14 protein-coding genes and 1 tRNA gene are annotated in these 17,745 nt (G+C 71.1%); 10 read left to right on the top strand and 5 right to left on the bottom strand.

From position 1 onward, the window contains the following. Positions 1-214 precede the first annotated feature (214 nt). Entirely contained in the window at positions 215-1,840 is a 1,626-nt protein-coding gene (locus tag GA0070560_RS07035) for a glycoside hydrolase family 43 protein (protein ID WP_091292733.1), read from the top strand. 63 nt (positions 1,841-1,903) lie between these two features. Here GA0070560_RS07035 and GA0070560_RS07030 read toward each other — a convergent pair whose 3' ends face one another. Then, positions 1,904-3,106: an epoxide hydrolase family protein gene (locus tag GA0070560_RS07030; RefSeq protein WP_091292730.1), complete on the bottom strand. Its 1,203-nt coding sequence runs from the start codon at positions 3,104-3,106 to the stop codon at positions 1,904-1,906. Positions 3,107-3,169: 63 nt separating this feature from the next. Here GA0070560_RS07030 and GA0070560_RS07025 point away from each other — a divergent pair, with 63 nt between their 5' ends. From GA0070560_RS07025 to GA0070560_RS07010, 4 genes are all read left to right on the top strand, one after another. Further along, positions 3,170-4,141: a helix-turn-helix transcriptional regulator gene (locus GA0070560_RS07025; protein WP_091293035.1), complete on the top strand. Its 972-nt coding sequence runs from the start codon at positions 3,170-3,172 to the stop codon at positions 4,139-4,141. Positions 4,142-4,291: 150 nt separating this feature from the next. Continuing rightward, the gene (locus tag GA0070560_RS07020; RefSeq protein ID WP_091292728.1) at positions 4,292-4,801 is read left to right on the top strand and encodes a SigE family RNA polymerase sigma factor; all 510 of its coding nucleotides are present in this window, start codon (positions 4,292-4,294) and stop codon (positions 4,799-4,801) included. Next, positions 4,798-5,655, top strand: a complete 858-nt coding sequence (locus tag GA0070560_RS07015) for a hypothetical protein (RefSeq protein WP_091292726.1) — start codon at positions 4,798-4,800, stop codon at positions 5,653-5,655. The genes GA0070560_RS07020 and GA0070560_RS07015 overlap by 4 nt, the downstream gene beginning before the upstream one ends. Before the next feature lie 197 nt (positions 5,656-5,852). Further along, on the top strand, positions 5,853-8,435 hold the full coding sequence (locus tag GA0070560_RS07010; protein WP_245675409.1) for a CHAP domain-containing protein: 2,583 nt from the start codon (positions 5,853-5,855) through the stop codon (positions 8,433-8,435). A 91-nt stretch (positions 8,436-8,526) separates the two neighbouring features. Here the strand turns inward: GA0070560_RS07010 and GA0070560_RS07005 are convergent, their stop codons facing one another. Beyond that, positions 8,527-9,369 carry a glutamate ABC transporter substrate-binding protein gene (locus GA0070560_RS07005; RefSeq protein WP_091292722.1) on the bottom strand — a complete coding sequence of 281 codons (843 nt, stop codon included), beginning with the start codon at positions 9,367-9,369 and terminating at the stop codon, positions 8,527-8,529. A gap of 349 nt (positions 9,370-9,718) precedes the next feature. On the opposite strand from GA0070560_RS07005, the gene GA0070560_RS07000 reads away from it, so the two are divergent. The 3 genes from GA0070560_RS07000 to GA0070560_RS06985 all read left to right on the top strand — a co-directional run bounded on the left by GA0070560_RS07000 (position 9,719) and on the right by GA0070560_RS06985 (position 12,499). Further along, complete coding sequence (locus GA0070560_RS07000; RefSeq protein WP_091292720.1) at positions 9,719-11,356, top strand: alpha/beta hydrolase family protein; 1,638 nt, start codon at positions 9,719-9,721, stop codon at positions 11,354-11,356. Between the two features lie 457 nt (positions 11,357-11,813). Further along, positions 11,814-12,092, top strand: a complete 279-nt coding sequence (locus GA0070560_RS06990; protein ID WP_091292716.1) for a type II toxin-antitoxin system Phd/YefM family antitoxin — start codon at positions 11,814-11,816, stop codon at positions 12,090-12,092. Next, positions 12,089-12,499 (top strand): type II toxin-antitoxin system VapC family toxin, encoded by a 411-nt coding sequence (locus GA0070560_RS06985; protein ID WP_091292714.1) that lies wholly within the window; start codon positions 12,089-12,091, stop codon positions 12,497-12,499. Before GA0070560_RS06990 ends, GA0070560_RS06985 begins: the two co-directional genes overlap by 4 nt. 849 nt (positions 12,500-13,348) lie before the next feature. On the opposite strand, the gene GA0070560_RS06975 is transcribed toward GA0070560_RS06985, so the two are convergent. Together GA0070560_RS06975 and GA0070560_RS06970 are read right to left on the bottom strand one after the other, a co-directional pair. Continuing rightward, positions 13,349-13,421, bottom strand: a tRNA-Ala gene (locus GA0070560_RS06975). Between the two features lie 90 nt (positions 13,422-13,511). Continuing rightward, the gene (locus GA0070560_RS06970; protein WP_245675391.1) at positions 13,512-14,111 is read right to left on the bottom strand and encodes a YqgE/AlgH family protein; all 600 of its coding nucleotides are present in this window, start codon (positions 14,109-14,111) and stop codon (positions 13,512-13,514) included. A 141-nt stretch (positions 14,112-14,252) separates the two neighbouring features. Between GA0070560_RS06970 and GA0070560_RS06965 the strand changes: the two genes are divergently transcribed. Both GA0070560_RS06965 and mdlC read left to right on the top strand, forming a co-directional pair. Further along, positions 14,253-15,056 (top strand): S-methyl-5'-thioadenosine phosphorylase, encoded by an 804-nt coding sequence (locus GA0070560_RS06965; protein WP_091292712.1) that lies wholly within the window; start codon positions 14,253-14,255, stop codon positions 15,054-15,056. Between the two features lie 107 nt (positions 15,057-15,163). Beyond that, positions 15,164-16,759: a benzoylformate decarboxylase gene (mdlC, locus tag GA0070560_RS06960; RefSeq protein WP_091292710.1), complete on the top strand. Its 1,596-nt coding sequence runs from the start codon at positions 15,164-15,166 to the stop codon at positions 16,757-16,759. A gap of 4 nt (positions 16,760-16,763) precedes the next feature. On the opposite strand, the gene GA0070560_RS06955 is transcribed toward mdlC, so the two are convergent. Beyond that, entirely contained in the window at positions 16,764-17,708 is a 945-nt protein-coding gene (locus tag GA0070560_RS06955; RefSeq protein ID WP_091292707.1) for a hypothetical protein, read from the bottom strand. Between the last annotated feature and the right edge of the window lie 37 nt (positions 17,709-17,745).

Here is a 17,745-nt window from a genome sequence, read left to right as displayed (position 1 = left end):
TGCCGATCAGCTCGGCGGGACACCCAACGTCGAACTCCGAAACTTTCAGGGTCTTGCTCGGTATTACCGATCGATGGCCGGCACGCTACGAGCTGATTCCGTGCGGGTCAAGGGGTCTGTCGCATCGCGCTGAGAACGGCTAGCGTGGTCAGGACTTCCCGAACTTCCGGAATACTCTCCGAAAGTTTCCGAGAACCGCACCAGAGGAGTCCACGTGTCGACCGAGACCGTTGACGTGGCGACCGCTGCCCGGTCGATCCGCAATCCCGTCCTCGCCGGGTTCCACCCGGACCCGTCGATCCTGCGGGTCGGCGACGACTACTACCTGGCCACCTCGACGTTCGAGTGGTATCCGGGAGTCCGCGTGCACCACTCGCGCGACCTCGTGCACTGGCGTCCGCTGGGCGGGATCATCACCGAGCGCCGCCTGCTCGACCTGCGCGGCTGCGGCGACTCCAACGGGGTGTGGGCACCCGACCTGTCCTGGCACGACGGCGAGTTCCACCTCGTCTACAGCGACGTGGCCAGCTTCGCCAGCGGCTACTGGGACCCGCAGAACTACCTGGTCACCGCCCCCGACATCGGCGGCCCCTGGTCCGACCCGGTGAAGCTGCACGGGCACGGGTTCGACGCCTCGCTGTTCCACGACGACGACGGCACCAGCTGGCTGTTGAGCATGAGCGCCGACTGGCGGCCAGGTCGCGACCGCTTCGGCGGCATCGAGATCCAGCAGTACGACCGGGTCGCGCGCCGCCTCGTCGGCCGACCACGCCTGCTGTTCACCGGCACCCCGGCCGGGCTCACCGAGGGCCCGCACCTGTACCGCCACGACGGCTGGTACTGGCTGATCACCGCCGAGGGGGGCACCAGCTGGGAGCACCAGGTCACCGTGGCCCGGTCGCGCGAGCTGTTCGGGCCGTACGAGGTGGACCCGGAAGGGCCGCTGCTGACCTCCGTGGGCCGGCCCGACCTGCGGCTGCAGAAGGCCGGTCACGGCAGCCTGGTTCGCACCCCGCACGGCGAGTGGTACCTGGCCCACCTGGTCGGCCGTCCCTACACCCCACTGGGCAACTGCGTGCTCGGGCGGGAGACCGCGATCCAGCGGGTCGAGTGGCCGCGGGGCGGCTGGCCCCGGATCCCGGGCGGCGTGCCGGCGGACGAGGTCGTCGCGCCCGGCCTGCCCGCACACCCGTGGCCGGCGGAGCCCGCCACCGACCACTTCGACGACCCACAGCTCGATCACTGCTGGTCGACGTTGCGCCGGCCGGCCACCCCGGACTGGATCGACCTGCGGTCGCGCCCGTCCCACCTGCGCGTTCACGGCGGACAGTCCCCGGTGGGCCGGCAGACCCCCAGCCTGGTCGCACGGCGCGTCGGCGCGACGCACTGTTCGCTGGAGACCGTCGTCGAGTTCGACCCGGTCGACCACCGCCAGCTGGCCGGGATCACCGCCTACTACAACACGCTCAACTGGCACCACCTCTACCTGACCCGCGCCGACGACGGCCGGACGGTGCTGGAGCTGCTCAGCTCCGACAGCGGCCGGCGCACCGCGTACCCCGCACTCACCGTCGACGCCACCGGCGCCGCCCGGGTCGGCCTGCGAGCGGTGTTCGACGGGCCCGTCGTGCGTTTCGCCCACGACCTCGGCGCCGGCTGGCGACAGCTCCCGGTGGAACTGGACGCCACCATCCTCTCCGACGAACACGCCGCGCTGATCATCGACGGGGAACCGGCGGCGTGGGGCTTCACCGGCGCGTTCCTCGGCCTGTGGGTGCAGGACCTCGGCGGCGACGGTGTGCACGCCGACTTCGACCTCGCCACCTACCGGGAGCACTGACCCGACGCACTCGCCTCCGCCCGGGCCGGGCCGCACGCGCGGGCCCGGCCCGGGCGGGGACGGCTAGCGGACCTTGCCGAAGAACTGCCGCACGTCGGCGACGAACAGATCGGGCTGCTCCAGCGCGAAGAAGTGCCCGCCGCGGTCGTACTCCGACCAGTGCACCACGTGGTGGTCGCGCTCGGCGAAGCGGCGGACCGTGACGTCCCGGGTGGTGGCGACCAGGACCCCGGTGGGTACGGTGCCCGGTGCCGCCGCCTCCCGGCCGGCGTCGCCGGCACCGCATCCCGTGCCGTCGCCCCACGCCTCGTCGCCCCACGCGCTGGCGGTGATGTCCTCGTAGTAGACCTGGGCGGACGAGCCGCCCGCACCGGTCAGCCAGTAGAGCATGACGTTGGTCAGCAACCGGTCCCGGCCGACCACGTCCTCCGCGAGCCCGTCGTCGGGGTGGTCGGTCAGCCGCTGGAACAGCTCCAGGATCCAGGCGAGCTGGGCGACCGGGGAGTCCTGCAGCCCGTACGCCAGCGTGTGTGGTGACTTCGCCTGGATCTGGAGGTAGCCGTCGTTGTAGCTCTCCATCGCCTCGAGACGCCGTCGCTCGATCTCGGTGAGCCCGTCGAGTTCCCCCGCCGCGCCGGTCGGGAAGGTGAGCAGCGCGTTGACGTGGACCCCGACGACCCGGTCCGAGGCCTGCCGGCCGATCGCCGGGGCGACCCAGGACCCGGTGTCGCCGCCCTGCACGCCGTAACGGTCGTAGCCGAGGCGGGCCATCAGCCGCACGAGCGCGCCGGCCATCCGCTCGCTGCCCCAACCGGGCCCGGACAGCGGCGTGGAGAACGCGAAGCCGGGCAGCGACGGAATCACCAGGTGGAACGCGTCGGCCGGGTCGGCGCCGTGGGCCTTCGGGTCGGTCAGCGGGCCGATGCCGTCGAGGAACTCCACGAACGAGCCCGCCGAGCCGTGCAACAGCAGCAACGGGGTCGCGTCCGGCTCGGGCGAGCGTACGTGCAGGAAGTGCAGCCGCTGACCGTCGACCTCGGTGACGTACTGCGGGATCTCGTTGAGCGCCGCCTCGTGCCGGCGCCAGTCGTACCCGGTGCGCCAGTGCTCGGCGAGCGTGCGCAGGTAGGACACCGGCACGCCGCGGTGCCAGCCGACGTCGGGCAGGTCGGGCCAGCGGGTGCTCGCCAGCCGAGCCGTCAGGTCGTCCAACTGGGAGCCGGGCACGTCGATACGGAAGGGTTGAATGTCCGGTGATGTCGTCACGGATCCGACGGTAGGAGCCGGTCAGGTCAGTTCCGGACCTAAGTGGCTGGCAGTCTCGTGGTCATGTTGAGGTCGTCCGCGCGGCTGCTCAGGCTGCTGTCGCTGTTGCAGACGTACCGGCACTGGTCCGGCGCCGAGCTGGCGGACCAGCTCGGCGTGACGGTCCGGACGGTACGCCGGGACGTCGACCGCCTGCGGGAGCTGGGCTACCCCGTGCACGCGGCCCAGGGCACCGCCGGCTACCGGCTGGGCGTCGGCGCGGCACTGCCTCCCCTGCTGCTCGACGACGACGAGGCGGTCGCCGTCGCGATCGGGCTGCGCACCGCCGCCGCCAGCGCGGTGACCGGCATCGACGAGACCGCCCTGCGTGCGCTGGCCAAGCTGGAGCGGGTACTGCCGTCCCGCCTGCGGCACCGGGTCACGGCGGTGCAGAAGGCGACCGTCCGGGCCGCACACCCCGGGCCCACCGTGGACCCGGACGTCCTCACCGCGATATCCGACGCCTGCCACCGCCGGGAACAGCTGCGGTTCGACTACACCGACCACCACGGCGACCGGTCGACCCGGCTGGTCGAGCCGCACACCCTGGTCAGCTGGGGCCGACACTGGTACCTGATCGCCTGGGACCCGGACCGCGACGACTGGCGGTCGTTCCGGGTGGACCGGCTGCGGCCGTGGACACCGACCGGGCCCCGGTTCACCCGCCGGGACCCACCCGGTGGCGACGCCGCCGCGTACCTGGCACGGCAGCTCTCCGTCGGGCCGTGGGCGGTGCGGGCCACGGTCACCGTGCCCGAGCCGGCGACCCTCGTGGCCGGGCGGCTCTGGCCCGGCATGGGCGCCGTCGAGGCCGTCGACGCGACGAGCTGCCTGCTGCACCTCGGCGCCGACACCCCGGCCGACCTGGCCTGGATGGTCACGGTGCTCGGCGTCGACTTCACCGTGTCCGGGCCACCGGAGTTCGTCGAGGCCGTCCGAGCCCTCGGTGCGCGGTGCGCACGTGCGGTCCACGGCACGGCGGACGGGCACCCGTGACGACGGCTTGCGCGGTCGCTGCCCGTCCGGGTCCGCCCGGACACGACGGGACTCGCGCCGGCGAGCCGTGCGTCGAAGGCGCCGGTCCGGCTGCAACCCTGGGAGGCCGACCCCGCGTGACTATCTCCGAATCGGGGATCGGAGGCTCGAATGGGCGATCGCGACACCGCGTTCGCGGAGTATTTCGCCGCACGGTCGGCGTCGATGCGCGGCACCGCGTACCTGCTCTGCGGTGACTGGCATCGGGCGGAGGACCTGGTCCAGACCGCGTTCACCAAGCTCTACCTGGTCTGGAACCGGGTGACGCGGCACGAGGTGCTCGACGCCTACGTGCGCCAGATCCTGGTCCGGACCTTCCTGGACGAGCGGCGTCGCGGCTGGTGGCGGCGGGAGCGGGTGGGCGGGGAGGACGCCGAACGGCCCACCCCGCCCGACTCGCCGGAGAACCGGCTGGTGATGCTGCGGGCGTTGGCCGCCGTACCGCCGCGCCAGCGGGCCGTCCTGGTGCTCCGGTACTGGGAGGACCTGTCGGTCGACGAGGTGGCGGCGCTGCTCGGGTGCTCGGCCGGGACGGTCAAGAGCCAGGCGGCTCGCGGTCTGGACACGCTGCGCGGGCTCCTGACCCCCACCTACAGCGGGACCGAGAAGGGGGAACGATGAACGGGGAAGAGTTGCGCGAGACGCTGCGCAGCGAGATGGCGGAGGTCGACGCGCCGCCACCGTTGAGCGCGGCCACCGCCCTGGCCCTCGCACGACGGGCCCGGGTCCGCCGCCACACCGCCTGGGCCTGTACCGGCGCCGCCGCCGCGGTGCTGGCGGTCGCCGGGGTCGCGGCCGTCGGCGTCCCGGGTGCGGAGGGTTACCGCCCGGCGGGCCCCGGCCCGGCCGGACCCGTGCCGCAGGGCATCCCGAACCCGTCGGCGAAGGACACCGCGAAGCCCTGGCCGACCGGACCGGACGGTGTTCCGCAGCAGGACCGGACCGCGCGGGCCGGCACCCGGCACGACCAGGGGGTACGGCTGCTCGACGCGATCCTCGCCGTGGTGCCCGCCGGCTACACCGCGCCGGAGAACCCCGCGAACCGGCCCGCCGGCCAGATGCCGCTGCGGGACCACCAGGCACAGTTCGAGAACAAGATCAACGGCGTCGACGTGTGGAGCTACCTGTCCACGGTCACCCTCAAGCAGGGGGCTCGGACGGGCCGCCTCGCCGTCGAGGTGCACACCGCGGGCAACACGCTGCCGTCCGAACCGTGCGACCTGGCCCGGCGGTTCTGGGGGATGCAGGGCGAGTGCCAGGTGTCCACCGTCGGCGGGCGGAAGGTCGGCGTGGTGGTCCGTCCCACCGGGGACGACCGGTTCGACCAGTGGGCGGCGTACCGGCACCCGGACGGCGTGGTGGTCTACGTCGCACAGGCCAGGAGCCTGGGCACCGGTCCAGGGCTGACGGCGCTGCCGTTCTCCGTCGAGCAGCTCGCGGCCATGACCGGCGACGAACGGTTCCACCTGCGGTGAGACTGGCTTTCGTGGGGCGTGGCGGTCGCCGCGCCCCACGAGACGCGGCGTTCGCCGCACGGCCGGGAAGGTCAGCGAGACCTCCCCGATGAGCCACCTTGTGCAGCCCTGCCTGCTTCGGTCTGATCAGACGGGCGACCGCTCGGATCGCTCACCATCTCTGAACGGAGCTGCGTACCTTGCAACGCGTGCTCGCCATGACGGTCAGTGCCTGCACAGCACTGGTCGCCGCCGTGGCGATCACGTCTCCCGCACAAGCCGATCCGACCTTCCCGCTGTACGGCCCCTACCCGGCCACGACCGCGATCGACGGCCGCGGCAGCATGGACCCGAACGACCGCACCGCGACCGACCTGTACCTCAGCGGTGAGCAGATCTACCTGCGCTGCCAGGACTCCGGCATGACCGCCGGCGGCAGCACCATCTGGGACTACACCCGTGAGGGTTACTGGATTCCCGACGCCTACGTACGCACCGGCACCAGCGGCTTCGTCGCGGGCGTTCCGCGTTGCCTGTCCATCGGCATCAACGGCACCCCGTCGGGCGGCGGCTCCAACTCCGGCCCGTACCCGGTGAAGTTCGCCATCGACGGCCGCGGCAGCGCCGATCCGAACGACCGCATCCGCGTCGACGCGTACCCCGACGGCAGCTCGCTCTGGGTGCGCTGCCAGGACTACGGGGTCAGCGCCGGCGGCTCGACCCTGTGGATCTACACGACGGACGGCTACTGGGTTCCCGACGCGTACGTCACCACCGGCACGAGCGGTCGCATCACCGGCGTTCCGCTGTGCTCCTCGATCGGCATCAGCGGCGGCGTGGCCACCAACCCGAACGGTGGCACCCAGTTCAAGATCCGCGCGACGTTGAACGGCTACTTCGAGAAGAGCCTCGGCGCGGGCAACGTCTGGGACAAGTACGGTGAGGGCAGCTACGTCACCGTCATGTGCCAGGCGTACGGCGAGGTCAACTACGGCGGCTCGGCGATCTGGGACATGACCAGCGACGGGCTGTGGATTCCCGACTTCTACGTCATCACCGGATCCAGCAGCCTCGTGATGCGCCAGTGCGACAGCGACTCGCCGTCCGGTGGCGGGAACCGGTTCCTCGCCAAGACCACCCTCAACGGCTACTACGGCAAGAGCCTGACCTCGGGCAGCGTCGTCGACAAGTACCCGGGCGGCAGCTACCTCACCATCACCTGCCAGGCGTACGGTGAGTTCAACTACGGCGGCTCGGCGGTGTGGGACAAGACCAGCGACGGGCTGTGGGTGCCCGACTTCTACGTCTCCACCGGCTCGGTCGACATCATCCTGCCGCGCTGCGACAGCGACCCCAAGCCCACCGGAGGACCGGGTAACCCGACCGTGCCCACGACCCCGAGCCCGGGCAGTGTCGCCTCGTCGAACATCCGCTCGGCGATCGTGAACGCCGCCTACGGTCAGCTCGGCACCGACGAGTGGGGCGACAACTGCAACCCCTACGGCTACCACGGCACCGTGAAGTGCGGCGACCCGTGGTGCTCGATGTTCGCCTCGTGGACCTGGCAGCAGGCCGGTGTCGACGTGTACTTCCCGTACTCGGGCACCTTCGAGACCTGGGGCCGCAACCACGGCCTGCTGCGCTCGAAGTCCAACATCCGCCCCGGCGACGTGGTCCTCTACGGCAACGGCTACTACTCCAGCCAGCACGTCGGGGTCGTCGTCGACGTGCTGCCGGACGGCCGGATCACCACCATCGAGGGCAACTACGGCAACACCGTGAAGAAGGTCGGCCCGTTCCACCCAAACAACCCCGGGGCTGTGCACACGTACGACAACATCTACGCCGTCGTCGCCCCGGTCGCCGACCCGTCCACCGACAAGAAGTGGGGCACCAAGGCCATCTCCGACCAAGACGCGGAGAACGACGGCGTCGACAGCGGCGAGGAGTTGTGCGCCGCCTCGGCGTACCCGGGTGTGTACTACACCGGCTGTCTGGAGTACTCCGGCAGCAGCGTCAAGGCCCACCTGTACGCGCAACCGCTGAGCACCTCAAGGGTCATCCGCGGCAAGCTAACGATGATCGACTCAGCCGGTGACCTGACGTTGAACACCTGCCAGGCGGCGTACTACAGCAACGACAGATCCTGCGACGGGCCGAGCTTCGTCTCGACCACCGGGGGGACGACGGTGCTGCAGACCGGCATCGAGATCGACGGCGGCTGGAAGCACACCCTGCGGGTGGCCAGCATGAACGTCAACGGCGAGCAGCAGCAGACCGGCACCTGGTGCGGGCCGACCGCGCTGCAGGCGATCCTCAAGTCGCTCGGTAAGACGCCGCTGGACACGCAGGCCGGGTACGCCGCCAAGCTCGGCACCGACTCGCTCGGCACCAATCCGTGGGACGTACGCGACGTGCTCAACGCCGAACTCGCCGGCAGGTCCGGGATCAAGAGCTACGTGTACCACGACTACGCGGCCGAGGGTGCCTCCAGCGACAAGTGGAAGCTGGTGATGAACAAGCTGGCCCGCTCGGTCGACCTGAGCCAGCCGGCCGCCATCGTCGTGCAGGCCAAGGACATCCCCTGGTGGAGCAACGACGACTACTTCACCATGCACTACCTGGTGGTGCAGGGCTACTCCGGCATCAAGAACAGCAACGGCACCTACGACATCGACAAGTTCATCGTGTGGGACCCCGCCCATGACGACCACCATCTGGTCACCGCGAGCCAGATGTACAGCATGACCAACATGGACGGCATCCCCGGCCAGGGCCACATGATTGTCGTGGCCGAGTAGCAGGCAGGTGAGGGGCTCCGCGCGACGTGGCGGGGCCCCTCACGCCGCCGGCGCCCCGATCGCGACCGTTGCCGCTGCCGGCCTCGATCACTCATGCACCGCAGTGGCTCATTCTGCCGGCGTCCAGCGTCGGTACCGAGTGGTCATTTTTGCCCAACGTGGCGTTCCAGGCCGATTGGTACGACCCGTCCCGCGCGGCGGCCTGCAGAATTTCGTTGATCTTCTCGCAGCCGGCTGTGTCCTTCTTCTTCATTCCGATGCCGTAGGGCTCTTCGGAGAAGGTCTTGCCCACCAGCTTGAACTTGCCCACGTATTCCGGCTGCATGGAGTAGCCGAGGAGGACGACGTCGTCGGTGCTCATCGCGTCGACCGCGCCTGACTCGAGGTCCGGCAGGCACCTGGAGTCCTGGTCGTACTGCTGCAGGCGGACGCTCGGATACTGCGACCGGATCCGCCTGGCGGACGTCGAGCCGGTGTTCGAACAGACGACCTTGCCGTCGATGTCCTCCGGCCCTCTGATGGTCGAGTCGGTCTTGACCAGCAGGTCCTGGCCGGCGACGTAGTACGGACCGGCGAACCTGACCTCCTTCTTGCGCGCGTCGTTGATCGTGTAGGCGGCCACGACCAGGTCGACAGTGCCCTCCTTGATGGCCTCTTCGCGGATCGGTACGTTGGTGTCCTTCCACTGGATGTTGGCCGGGTCGACGCCGAGTCCCTTGGCGACGATCTTGCCGATCTCGACGTCGAAGCCCACGTAGGTGCCGTCGGTCTTCAGGCTGAGGCCCGGCTGGTCGGGAATGACGCCGATGGCGAGCGTCTTTGTCCTCGCGGCCTTCTCGATGACACCGGGGCCGCTGTCGCCCTCACCGCAGGCGCCGGTGGTCAGTGAGAGTGCCGCAACCACGGCCATCACCGCCGCCCGCCTGGCACGCATTCATCTCTCCTTCCCCGACTGCGCACGACCCCGAAGCCGCACACCCACACGGGACCCCTCGCGCATCGGGATCGTCGGCAGGAAGTCCTCGGCCGCTTGCTCGCCGACCAGGTGCGGGTCGAGTGCGCCGGACCATTCGTCGAAGAGCATCGCCGTGGGCCGCACCGCGGCGGCGCGGGCGCTGGCCGACCACGCGTGCGGGATGAGCAGTCGGCCGACGCCCCGACCTACCGTCCCGTGCGCCCAGGCTACCCAGGTCTTACCTACTTGGTCCGGAAATAGCAGCAGAACGGTAGGTTGACCCCAACTGGTCTCGCACCCTCCGGTCGGCTGGCGGAAGGGAGAAGCCGTGCGCCCTGATCGGGTACGTCTGCTGTGGCTGCTCGTCCTGACCGCCCTGCCGGCGGCGGCCGTGGCGACCGTGTTGTACGCCGTCGACTTCACCTCGGCGTTCGGCCTGGCCCCCCAGGCCAGCGCGATCTCGCCGTACGGGGCGTTCTTCGACCTGCGCTGGGTGCTGGTGTACCACAACTCCTGGGCCATGTTCGCCGGGCTGTTACTGGGCGCCATCGTGCTCCGCGGACTGTTCTCGGCCCTACTGGTCTCGCTCGCCTGGCCGGCCGAGCGGCCGTGTCCGTCGTTTCGCCGGCTGGCCGGTCGCAACCTGGCCTTCGCGGCCGTCGTCGCCGTGATTCTCTCGCCGTGGACCGCGCTGGCCGTGGTCGCCTCGGATGTCTCGTTGGCCTACTTCCAGTTTCTCGAGTTGGTGCCGGTGATAATCCTGGCCCCGCTGCTCCAGCGGGGCGGGATCGTGCCGAACTGGTGGCGCGGTCTGCCGTCGGCCGCCATGGTCGGCTGGTCGCTGCTCAACTTCGTGACCCTCGCCGCGGGCGCCGCGCTCGTCTGGTCCGTCCCGGACTGGTTGACGGTACCGGCAGCCGCCGTGGCCGGAATGGTCAACGGCCTTCTGTGGCAGCAGAAGGTGCGCGCCACAGTGCTCCAGCAACGGGTGCGGTGGTCCCGACTGCCCGTGACGCCGCTGGTCGTCGCCCTGGTGGTGAGCAGCTTGCTGTTGGTCGAATACGCCGAGGACCGGGGGGCCCGCGGCGCCGGCCAGTCGCTGCAACCCATCGACGCCCTGCCACAGTTCGGGGACATCGGCCATCCGGTGATCTTCCTCGGCGGCTACAACTCGGCCCACTACGGGGACCCGTCAGAATCCCAACCTCCCATCGTGCGCTTCTCGTACCGCGGGACCGACAACCACGGAAAGCCGGTGTTCTACTCACCGGTCGACACCCACCAGTCGCTGTCCACCAGCGCCCAACTGCTCGCCACCCAGGTGGACCAGCTCCACGCGCGCAGCGGTAAACGGGTTTCGCTGGTCGGGCAGAGCGAAGGCGCCCTCGTCGTCCGCTACTACCTGGACCGATACCCGCACCCCGCAGTCGACACGGTGGTGCTGGACAGCCCGATCCTGCGGGCCGGGCGTGCCTACTACCCGCCGCCGCAGGCTCGATCGGGCTGGGGCATCGCCACGGGTTGGCAACTGCGCGGCATGTTCAAGCTGATGGAGGCCACCAGCGAGGCGCCGGACACGCCCGACTCGCCGTTCATCCGCTCCCTGCTGGACGACGCCCCGTTCTACCGCAACCGCCTGCTCTGCCCGGTGCCGGGCGTGCGGATGATCGCGCTCCTGCCGATTGTCGACGCCATCGCGGTCCCGGCGGAGCTCAACGCCCAGATTCCCGTGATCCAGATGGCCGGCTTCCACGGCCACCTGATCGACCGGCCGGCCGGACTGCGCCACCTGGCCGATCACCTCACCGGCAAGCCACCGAGCAACCTGCTCCGTTGGGAGTACTCGGCCCTCCAGCGGGTCGCCGGGGCGTGGCAGGCGCCGGCCCTGCCGTTGGCACTCAACCCGGCATGGCATGCCGCCGACCAGCCCGACGCGGCATTGCGACGGGAACCCTGCCGGCCCTGAGCCGAACCGCCTGGGTCACGTAGCGACCTGAGGGAGGGGGAAACGACGAACGCCTTGGTGGGAATCATCTCCCTCACCAAGGCGTTTCCGCTCGGGTGGGCCGGAGGTACCACCAGGCGAACCACATCGCCACCATCGCCGGTGACCCGCTACCGCTGAGTTTGTCCAACTCACGGAGCTCGGATGGCGCCCGATGATTCCGGCCCGACCGGCCGAACCGCCGGTCGACCACCATGCCTGGAGCGCGTCGACCCGCGCCGGGGACGGCCGGCAACATCCGTGGCGACCACAGGGGCAGACGGTGATCGAATGCGCCCCCGGGTCCTGTCCTGCGAGGAACTACCGGCGGGCCCTCTCAATGGCGGCCTGATGCCGTCGGTTCTGGCCGTGACGAGGAGGAAGCCGCTGGTCACGCGAGCAACTGGAAACGTAGAACATTTGGTTCTACACTCTTGCCATGGAACGTATCGGTGTCAGGGAGCTGAACCAGAACACGAGCCAGGTGCTGGCTCGGGTGAGCGGCGGTGAGACCGTCGAGATCACCGATCGCGGGCACCCGATCGCCCGACTTGTTCCAGTCGGTGACGACAGGTCGACGCTGGCCAAGCTGGTAGCTGCGGGGCGAGCCCTCGCCCCGACCGGCGGCGGTCCTGTTCCGCTTCCTCCGAAGCTCGGTGACGAGGATGTGGACGTGGCCGCCACGCTCACCGCGATGCGAGACGAGGAGCGCTGGTGATCTACCTCGACTCCGCCGCCGTCGTCAAACTGGTCCGGCAGGAGGCATGCAGCGCCGACCTCGTCACCTGGCTCAACAACCACGACGACGTGCCACTGGTCTCCTCCGCTCTCGTCGAGGTGGAAGTGCCCAGAGCGCTGCGCCGATCAGCTCCCCAAGCCTTGATCGGAGTACCAGCGGCCGTCGGACGGCTCTTCCGACTGGAGATCGACAGTACGATCCGCGCGACCGCGGCCGCGTTCGCCGAGCCGACGCTACGCAGCCTCGATGCCATCCACCTGGCCACCGCCCAGGTTTTGACCAACGAGTCCGGAACGGCGCTCATCGCCTTCGTCACCTACGACCGGCGACTGCTCGAATGCGCCAAGGAAGCAGGACTACCCGTAGCAAGCCCCGGCCAGAACTGACTCACGGCTCCCGAAGACGGGCACCGGAAGACGGCGAAATCCGCCTCACCGAAGCCCGGCCCCGCCCGCATCTCCGCCAACTGTCGAGCTGGACGACGAAGCAATGCCCTGCCGCTGCGAAATCGCTCGCCGAGTCGCCAAGGACGCGAGTCGGGCCGAGCATGGCACCCGCCGCTGGTCGGCGCAGAGCGGCGCGACGCTCAAGGAGTTGATGGCACGCATCAGGCATTCCAGCACCCGTGCCGCTATGACCTACCAGCACGCAACCCGTGACCGCGATCAAGCCATCGCCGCCGCGCTGGACGCCTTGACCGAAGAGGCGCGAGGCTGCGCCCCTAGCGACTCGGGGTGCTGAGCGTGGATCTCCGCCAGTTGCTGACTTCGGTTCCGCTTCTCCTCTTGGCGCATCCTTACCTTGCGGCTGTGATGGGCCACTTGGCGCTGAATTGGAGTGGTGAGCATATTTGCCATGATGGACAACGGAACACCTAGGAGCAAACCAAGCCAGAAGGGAATTTTCCATATATCCCTCCTAATGGGAGGCGGGGTAATGATCGTAACGGAGGCCGGTATTCGCCGCCACGCCCTGGCGACACCAGCCCCCCGACATGTCGGCAGATCCGGTCGGCGATGCGAGGAGCCGACGTGCGTCGAACAACGGGGCAGCCGTTCGCCGTCACCCGTGCTCGCGATCACGCCATCGCCGCCTTCTAGACGTCTTGATCAACGAGGCGCGAGGCAAGGTCGACGCGTGATCTGGCACGGTTCTGGCACGTAGCGACTCAGGCATGCGCAATGACAAACGCCCTGGTGGGGGATCCTGTCCCCCACCAGGGCGTTTCGTATGGGTGGAGCCGAGGGGACTCGAACCCCTGACCCCCACACTGCCAGTGTGGTGCGCTACCAGCTGCGCCACGGCCCCTTGCTGTCGTCCCCGGTGTCCCGGGCACGGAGAGAACTATACACACGACGGCCGGCATGGTCATATCGCGGGGGTCCCCCCGCGCCGGGCTCAGTTCAGGGCCACATCGGGCGGGAAGTGGGCCACCGCCGCCATCATCCCGCCCTGCCGCCGCAGCACCATCGGCCACAGGTCGTCGGGGCGATCGACGAAGGCGTCGCCGGGCAGCGCGTCGAAGACGAACCAGGACCCCTCCTCGATCTCCTGCTCCAACTGGCCGGAACCCCAGCCGGAGTAACCGGCGAAGACCCGGATGCCACCGATGCTGTCCCGCATCTTCTCCGGGTCGGCCGACAGGTCGACGGTGCCCACCGCGCCGGAGATCTGCTGGAAGCCCTTGAGCCGCCGCATCGGGTGTCGCATCCGGGCCAGGCAGATCGCCGATTCCGGCTGCACCGGGCCGCCCTCGAACAGCACCGCGGGGTGGCGGGCCAGGTCGCTCCAGTCCCCGAGGACGTCCGCCACCGGCACCTCGGTGGCCCGGTTGAGCACCACGCCGAGCGCCCCGCCCGGCTCGTGGGCCACCAGCAGCACCACCGTACGGTCGAAGTTCGGATCCTTGAGGGCCGGAGTCGCGACCAGCAGCCGTCCGGTCATCGACTCCGTGGCTCGACCGCCGATCGCGCGTCCCTCCTCCTGCATCTCGGACATGGTCAGCCGCGCTCCGCGTCGTGAGACGAGGCGCCGCCGTCCGTCCGTGCTGTCACCGCCATGCCTGGCACCATAGCCTGCGTCCGGGGCGCTGGCTAAGGTCTGACCGGCGGGTGATCGAGCAAGATCGAGGGAGGTGCGATGGGTCCGACGGCGGACATCGCGGTGATCGGCGGGTCAGGGCTCTACGCGCTGCTCGACGGCGCGACCGAGCACGAGGTCGCCACGCCGTACGGAGCGCCCTCGGACGCGGTGACCATCGCCGAGGTGGGCGGGCGACGGGTGGCGTTCCTGCCCCGGCACGGCCGCGACCACCGGCACCCGCCGCACCTGATCCCGTACCGGGCCAACCTGTGGGCGCTGCGCTCGCTCGGGGTGCGTCAGGTGCTCGCCCCGTGCGCGGTGGGCGGGCTGCGGCCGGACCTGGGGCCGGGCACCTTCGTGGTGCCGGACCAGCTCATCGACCGGACCAGTGGCCGTACCCAGACCTACTACGACCGGGGCGCGGTGCACGTCGCGTTCGGTGACCCGTACTGCCCGGTGGGCCGGCGTACGCTGCTCGGCGCGTCGGCCGGGCGGGACGTGCCGGCGGTGGACGGCGGCACGGTGGTGGTGGTCGAGGGGCCCCGCTTCTCCACCCGTGCCGAGTCCCGGTGGTACGCGGCGATGGGCGGCACGGTGGTCAACATGACCGGCCATCCGGAGGCGGTGCTGGCCCGCGAGCTGGCACTCTGCTACACCTCGATCGCACTCGTCACCGACCTGGACGCGGGCGTGGAGGCCGGCGGATCCGTCACCCAGGAGGAGGTGTTCCGCGTCTTCGCGGAGAACACCGACCGGCTGCGTGCGGTGCTGCTGGACGCGGTGGCGGCGCTGCCGGCCGACCGGGACTGCCCGTGCGGGCACGCCCTGGACGGCATCACGCTCCCGTTCGACCTGCCGTGAGCCGACCCGCGCCGCGCAAAGCGCCCGAAGCACCCGGTTCGCCCCGATAGATTCGGCAGGTCGGGGCCGCCGCTCCCGGCAGGCGCGGCGACACGGAGGCAGGTGCGATGGCGACCGTCCGGGACACCACGTACGAGTTGCTGCGCGCCCTCGGCATGACCACCGTCTTCGGCAACCCCGGCTCCACCGAGCAGCCCTTCCTCCAGGACTTCCCGGCCGACTTCCGCTACGTCCACGCCCTGCACGAGGCGTCCGCGGTGGCGATGGCCGACGGGTACGCCCAGGCCACCGGACGCCCGGCGCACGTCAACCTGCATACGGCCCCGGGCACCGGCAACGGCATGGGCAACCTCGTGACCGCCTGGCACAACCGGACCCCGCTGATCGTCACCGCCGGCCAGCAGAGCCGGACGATGCTGCTCATGGAGCCCCGGCTGGCGGCGCGCCACCCGACGCAGCTGCCCCAGCCGTACGTGAAGTGGAGCCACGAACCGGTCCGGGCACAGGACGTGCCGGCGGCGGTGATGCGGGCGTACGCCACGGCCGCCCAGCCTCCGGCCGGGCCGGTCTTCCTCTCCCTGCCCCTGGACGACTGGGAGCAGCCGGCGGACCCGCCGCCGCAGGTGCGTACCGTGGCCACCCGCTTCGCCCCCGATCCCCGGCGGCTACGGGAGTTCGCCGCGCTGCTGGCCGCGAGCCGCAACCCGGTGCTGGTCCTCGGCGCGGCCGTGGACCGGGCCGCCGGCTGGCCGGTGGCCGTGGCGGTGGCCGAGCGGCTCGCCGCGCCCGTGTGGTCCGCGCCCGCGCCGGAGCGGGCCGCCTTCCCCGAACAGCACCCGCACTACCGGGGTGTGCTGCCGTTCGCGATGGCCCCGCTGGCGGAACAGTTGCGCGGCCACGACGTCGTGCTGGTCGTCGGCGCCCCGGTGTTCCGCTACTACCCGTACGTGCCCGGCGAGCACCTGCCGGACGGGGCCCGGCTGCTGCACGTCACCGACGACCCGGACGAGGCGGCGCGCGCCCCGGTCGGCGACAGCCTGCTCGGCGACGCCGGGCTGACCCTCGCCGCGCTGCTGGACCTGCTGCCGGCGGCCGACCGGCCCGCGCCGTCGCCCCGGGGAGACCCGGAGCCGCCCGAGGCGGGCGACCCGCCGAGCGCCGACGCGCTCTTCGCCGCGCTGGCCGACTGCTGGCCGACCGAGGGGGTGCTGGTCCAGGAGTCACCGTCCAACCTGGCCGCGCTGCGCCGCCGGCTGCCGGTGACCCGACCGGCGTCGTACTTCACCATGGCCAGCGGCGGGCTCGGCTACGGCCTGCCGGCGGCCGTCGGCATCGCTCTGGCCGAGCGGGACACCGGGCGGGACCGGCCGGTGGTCGCGGTGATCGGCGACGGCTCCTTCCACTACTCGGTGCAGGCGCTCTGGACCGCGGCCCAGCTGCGCCTGCCCCTCGCCGTCGTGGTGCCGGCCAACCGGCAGTACGCGATCCTCAAGGCGTTCGCCGAGCTGAAGTCCACCCCCGGGGTGCCCGGGCTGGAGCTGCCCGGGCTGGACGTCACCGCCATCGCCCACGGCTACGGCTGCGCCGCGCGGACCGTCGGATCGCTGGACGAGCTGCCGGAGGCGCTGGAGCGGGCGCTGCGGGCCGACCGGCCGACGGTGCTCCCGGTGCCGGTCAGCGGCGAGGTGCCGCGGATCCTCTGACGCCTCAGCCGGGCTGCTCGGTGAGCACCTGGCCGGTGACCACGTCGAGCACCGGCCGGCCGCCGAGCGGCGCCGCCAGGGTGACGGTGACCGGCGCCAGCCTGAGCATGGCGTCGCAGACGCCGGTCGACCGGGTCACCGCGCCACCGACCACCACCAGGTCGTCGCGCTCCTGCACCAGCGGCGTGATCCCGGTGTCGCAGGAGCCGACCCCGAGCACGTAGGTGAGCGTCGCCCCGTCGGTCGCGCGGAGGTGCTGGGCCGCCACCACCCCGTCGGGGGCGGGCCGGGCGGGCGCGGTCGGCGCCGGCAGGGCACCCACCGACTGCGGCGCGACCGCGACCCGGGCCACCGGCGCGGCCAACTCCTCCACGGTGAACAGCCAGGCCGGCACCTCGGCGACGCCCCGGCTGGTCCGTACTCCGGCGGTGCCGAGCCGCACGGCGGTGACGGTGAGCGGGATGCAGGCCGTGGCGACCGGGCTGGAGACCGAACCGTCCGGACCGGGTTCGATGGTCGGGCGGGGCTCCTTGGGCCGGCCCTCGCACGGCGGCGGGTCGCCCTGGTCGAGCTGCCGGTACGCCTCGGCCGCGCTGACCAGCGGCACGGTGATCGTCCCGTCGGGGAATCGGATCGTGCCGGCGGCCGGGCGGGCGGCCGGCAGCTCGATCTGATCCCGGTACCAGCCGGCCCGGAAGGCCGCCTCGGTGTCGGCGGTGAAGTCGGGGTCGCCGACGAGCACGGTCTGGTCCTGCAACGGGACGTAGCCGGTCGTCCAGGCCGGGCCGGGGCGCCACGCCTCGGCGACCTCGACGGCCCGCTGCGCGAACGCCTCGCGGCGGTGGTCGGGGCTGCCGGCGGACCCGCCGTCGGCCGGGTCGGAGCCGGCGGGCGCGCAGGCGGCCACGGCGACCAGGGGCAGGCTCAGCAGGACCAGAAGTCGACGCATACCCCTTGGACGGCCCGCGTCGTCGTCCGGTTCCGCC

This window comes from Micromonospora halophytica, assembly GCF_900090245.1.
Lineage (GTDB): Bacteria > Actinomycetota > Actinomycetes > Mycobacteriales > Micromonosporaceae > Micromonospora > Micromonospora halophytica.
This window is presented reverse-complemented; position numbering and strand designations above follow the sequence as displayed.

Excerpts from the sequence above, each read along its gene's own strand:
- GA0070560_RS07025 (WP_091293035.1), top strand. The coding sequence starts at position 3,170 with ATGTTGAGGTCGTCCGCGCGGCTGCTCAGGCTGCTGTCGCTGTTGCAG.
- GA0070560_RS07020 (WP_091292728.1), top strand. The coding sequence starts at position 4,292 with ATGGGCGATCGCGACACCGCGTTCGCGGAGTATTTCGCCGCACGGTCG.
- GA0070560_RS07015 (WP_091292726.1), top strand. The coding sequence starts at position 4,798 with ATGAACGGGGAAGAGTTGCGCGAGACGCTGCGCAGCGAGATGGCGGAG.
- GA0070560_RS07010 (WP_245675409.1), top strand. The coding sequence starts at position 5,853 with ATGACGGTCAGTGCCTGCACAGCACTGGTCGCCGCCGTGGCGATCACG.
- GA0070560_RS07005 (WP_091292722.1), bottom strand. The coding sequence starts at position 9,369 with ATGCGTGCCAGGCGGGCGGCGGTGATGGCCGTGGTTGCGGCACTCTCA.
- GA0070560_RS06990 (WP_091292716.1), top strand. The coding sequence starts at position 11,814 with ATGGAACGTATCGGTGTCAGGGAGCTGAACCAGAACACGAGCCAGGTG.
- GA0070560_RS06970 (WP_245675391.1), bottom strand. The coding sequence starts at position 14,111 with ATGTCCGAGATGCAGGAGGAGGGACGCGCGATCGGCGGTCGAGCCACG.
- GA0070560_RS06965 (WP_091292712.1), top strand. The coding sequence starts at position 14,253 with ATGGGTCCGACGGCGGACATCGCGGTGATCGGCGGGTCAGGGCTCTAC.
- mdlC (WP_091292710.1), top strand. The coding sequence starts at position 15,164 with ATGGCGACCGTCCGGGACACCACGTACGAGTTGCTGCGCGCCCTCGGC.
- GA0070560_RS06955 (WP_091292707.1), bottom strand. The coding sequence starts at position 17,708 with ATGCGTCGACTTCTGGTCCTGCTGAGCCTGCCCCTGGTCGCCGTGGCC.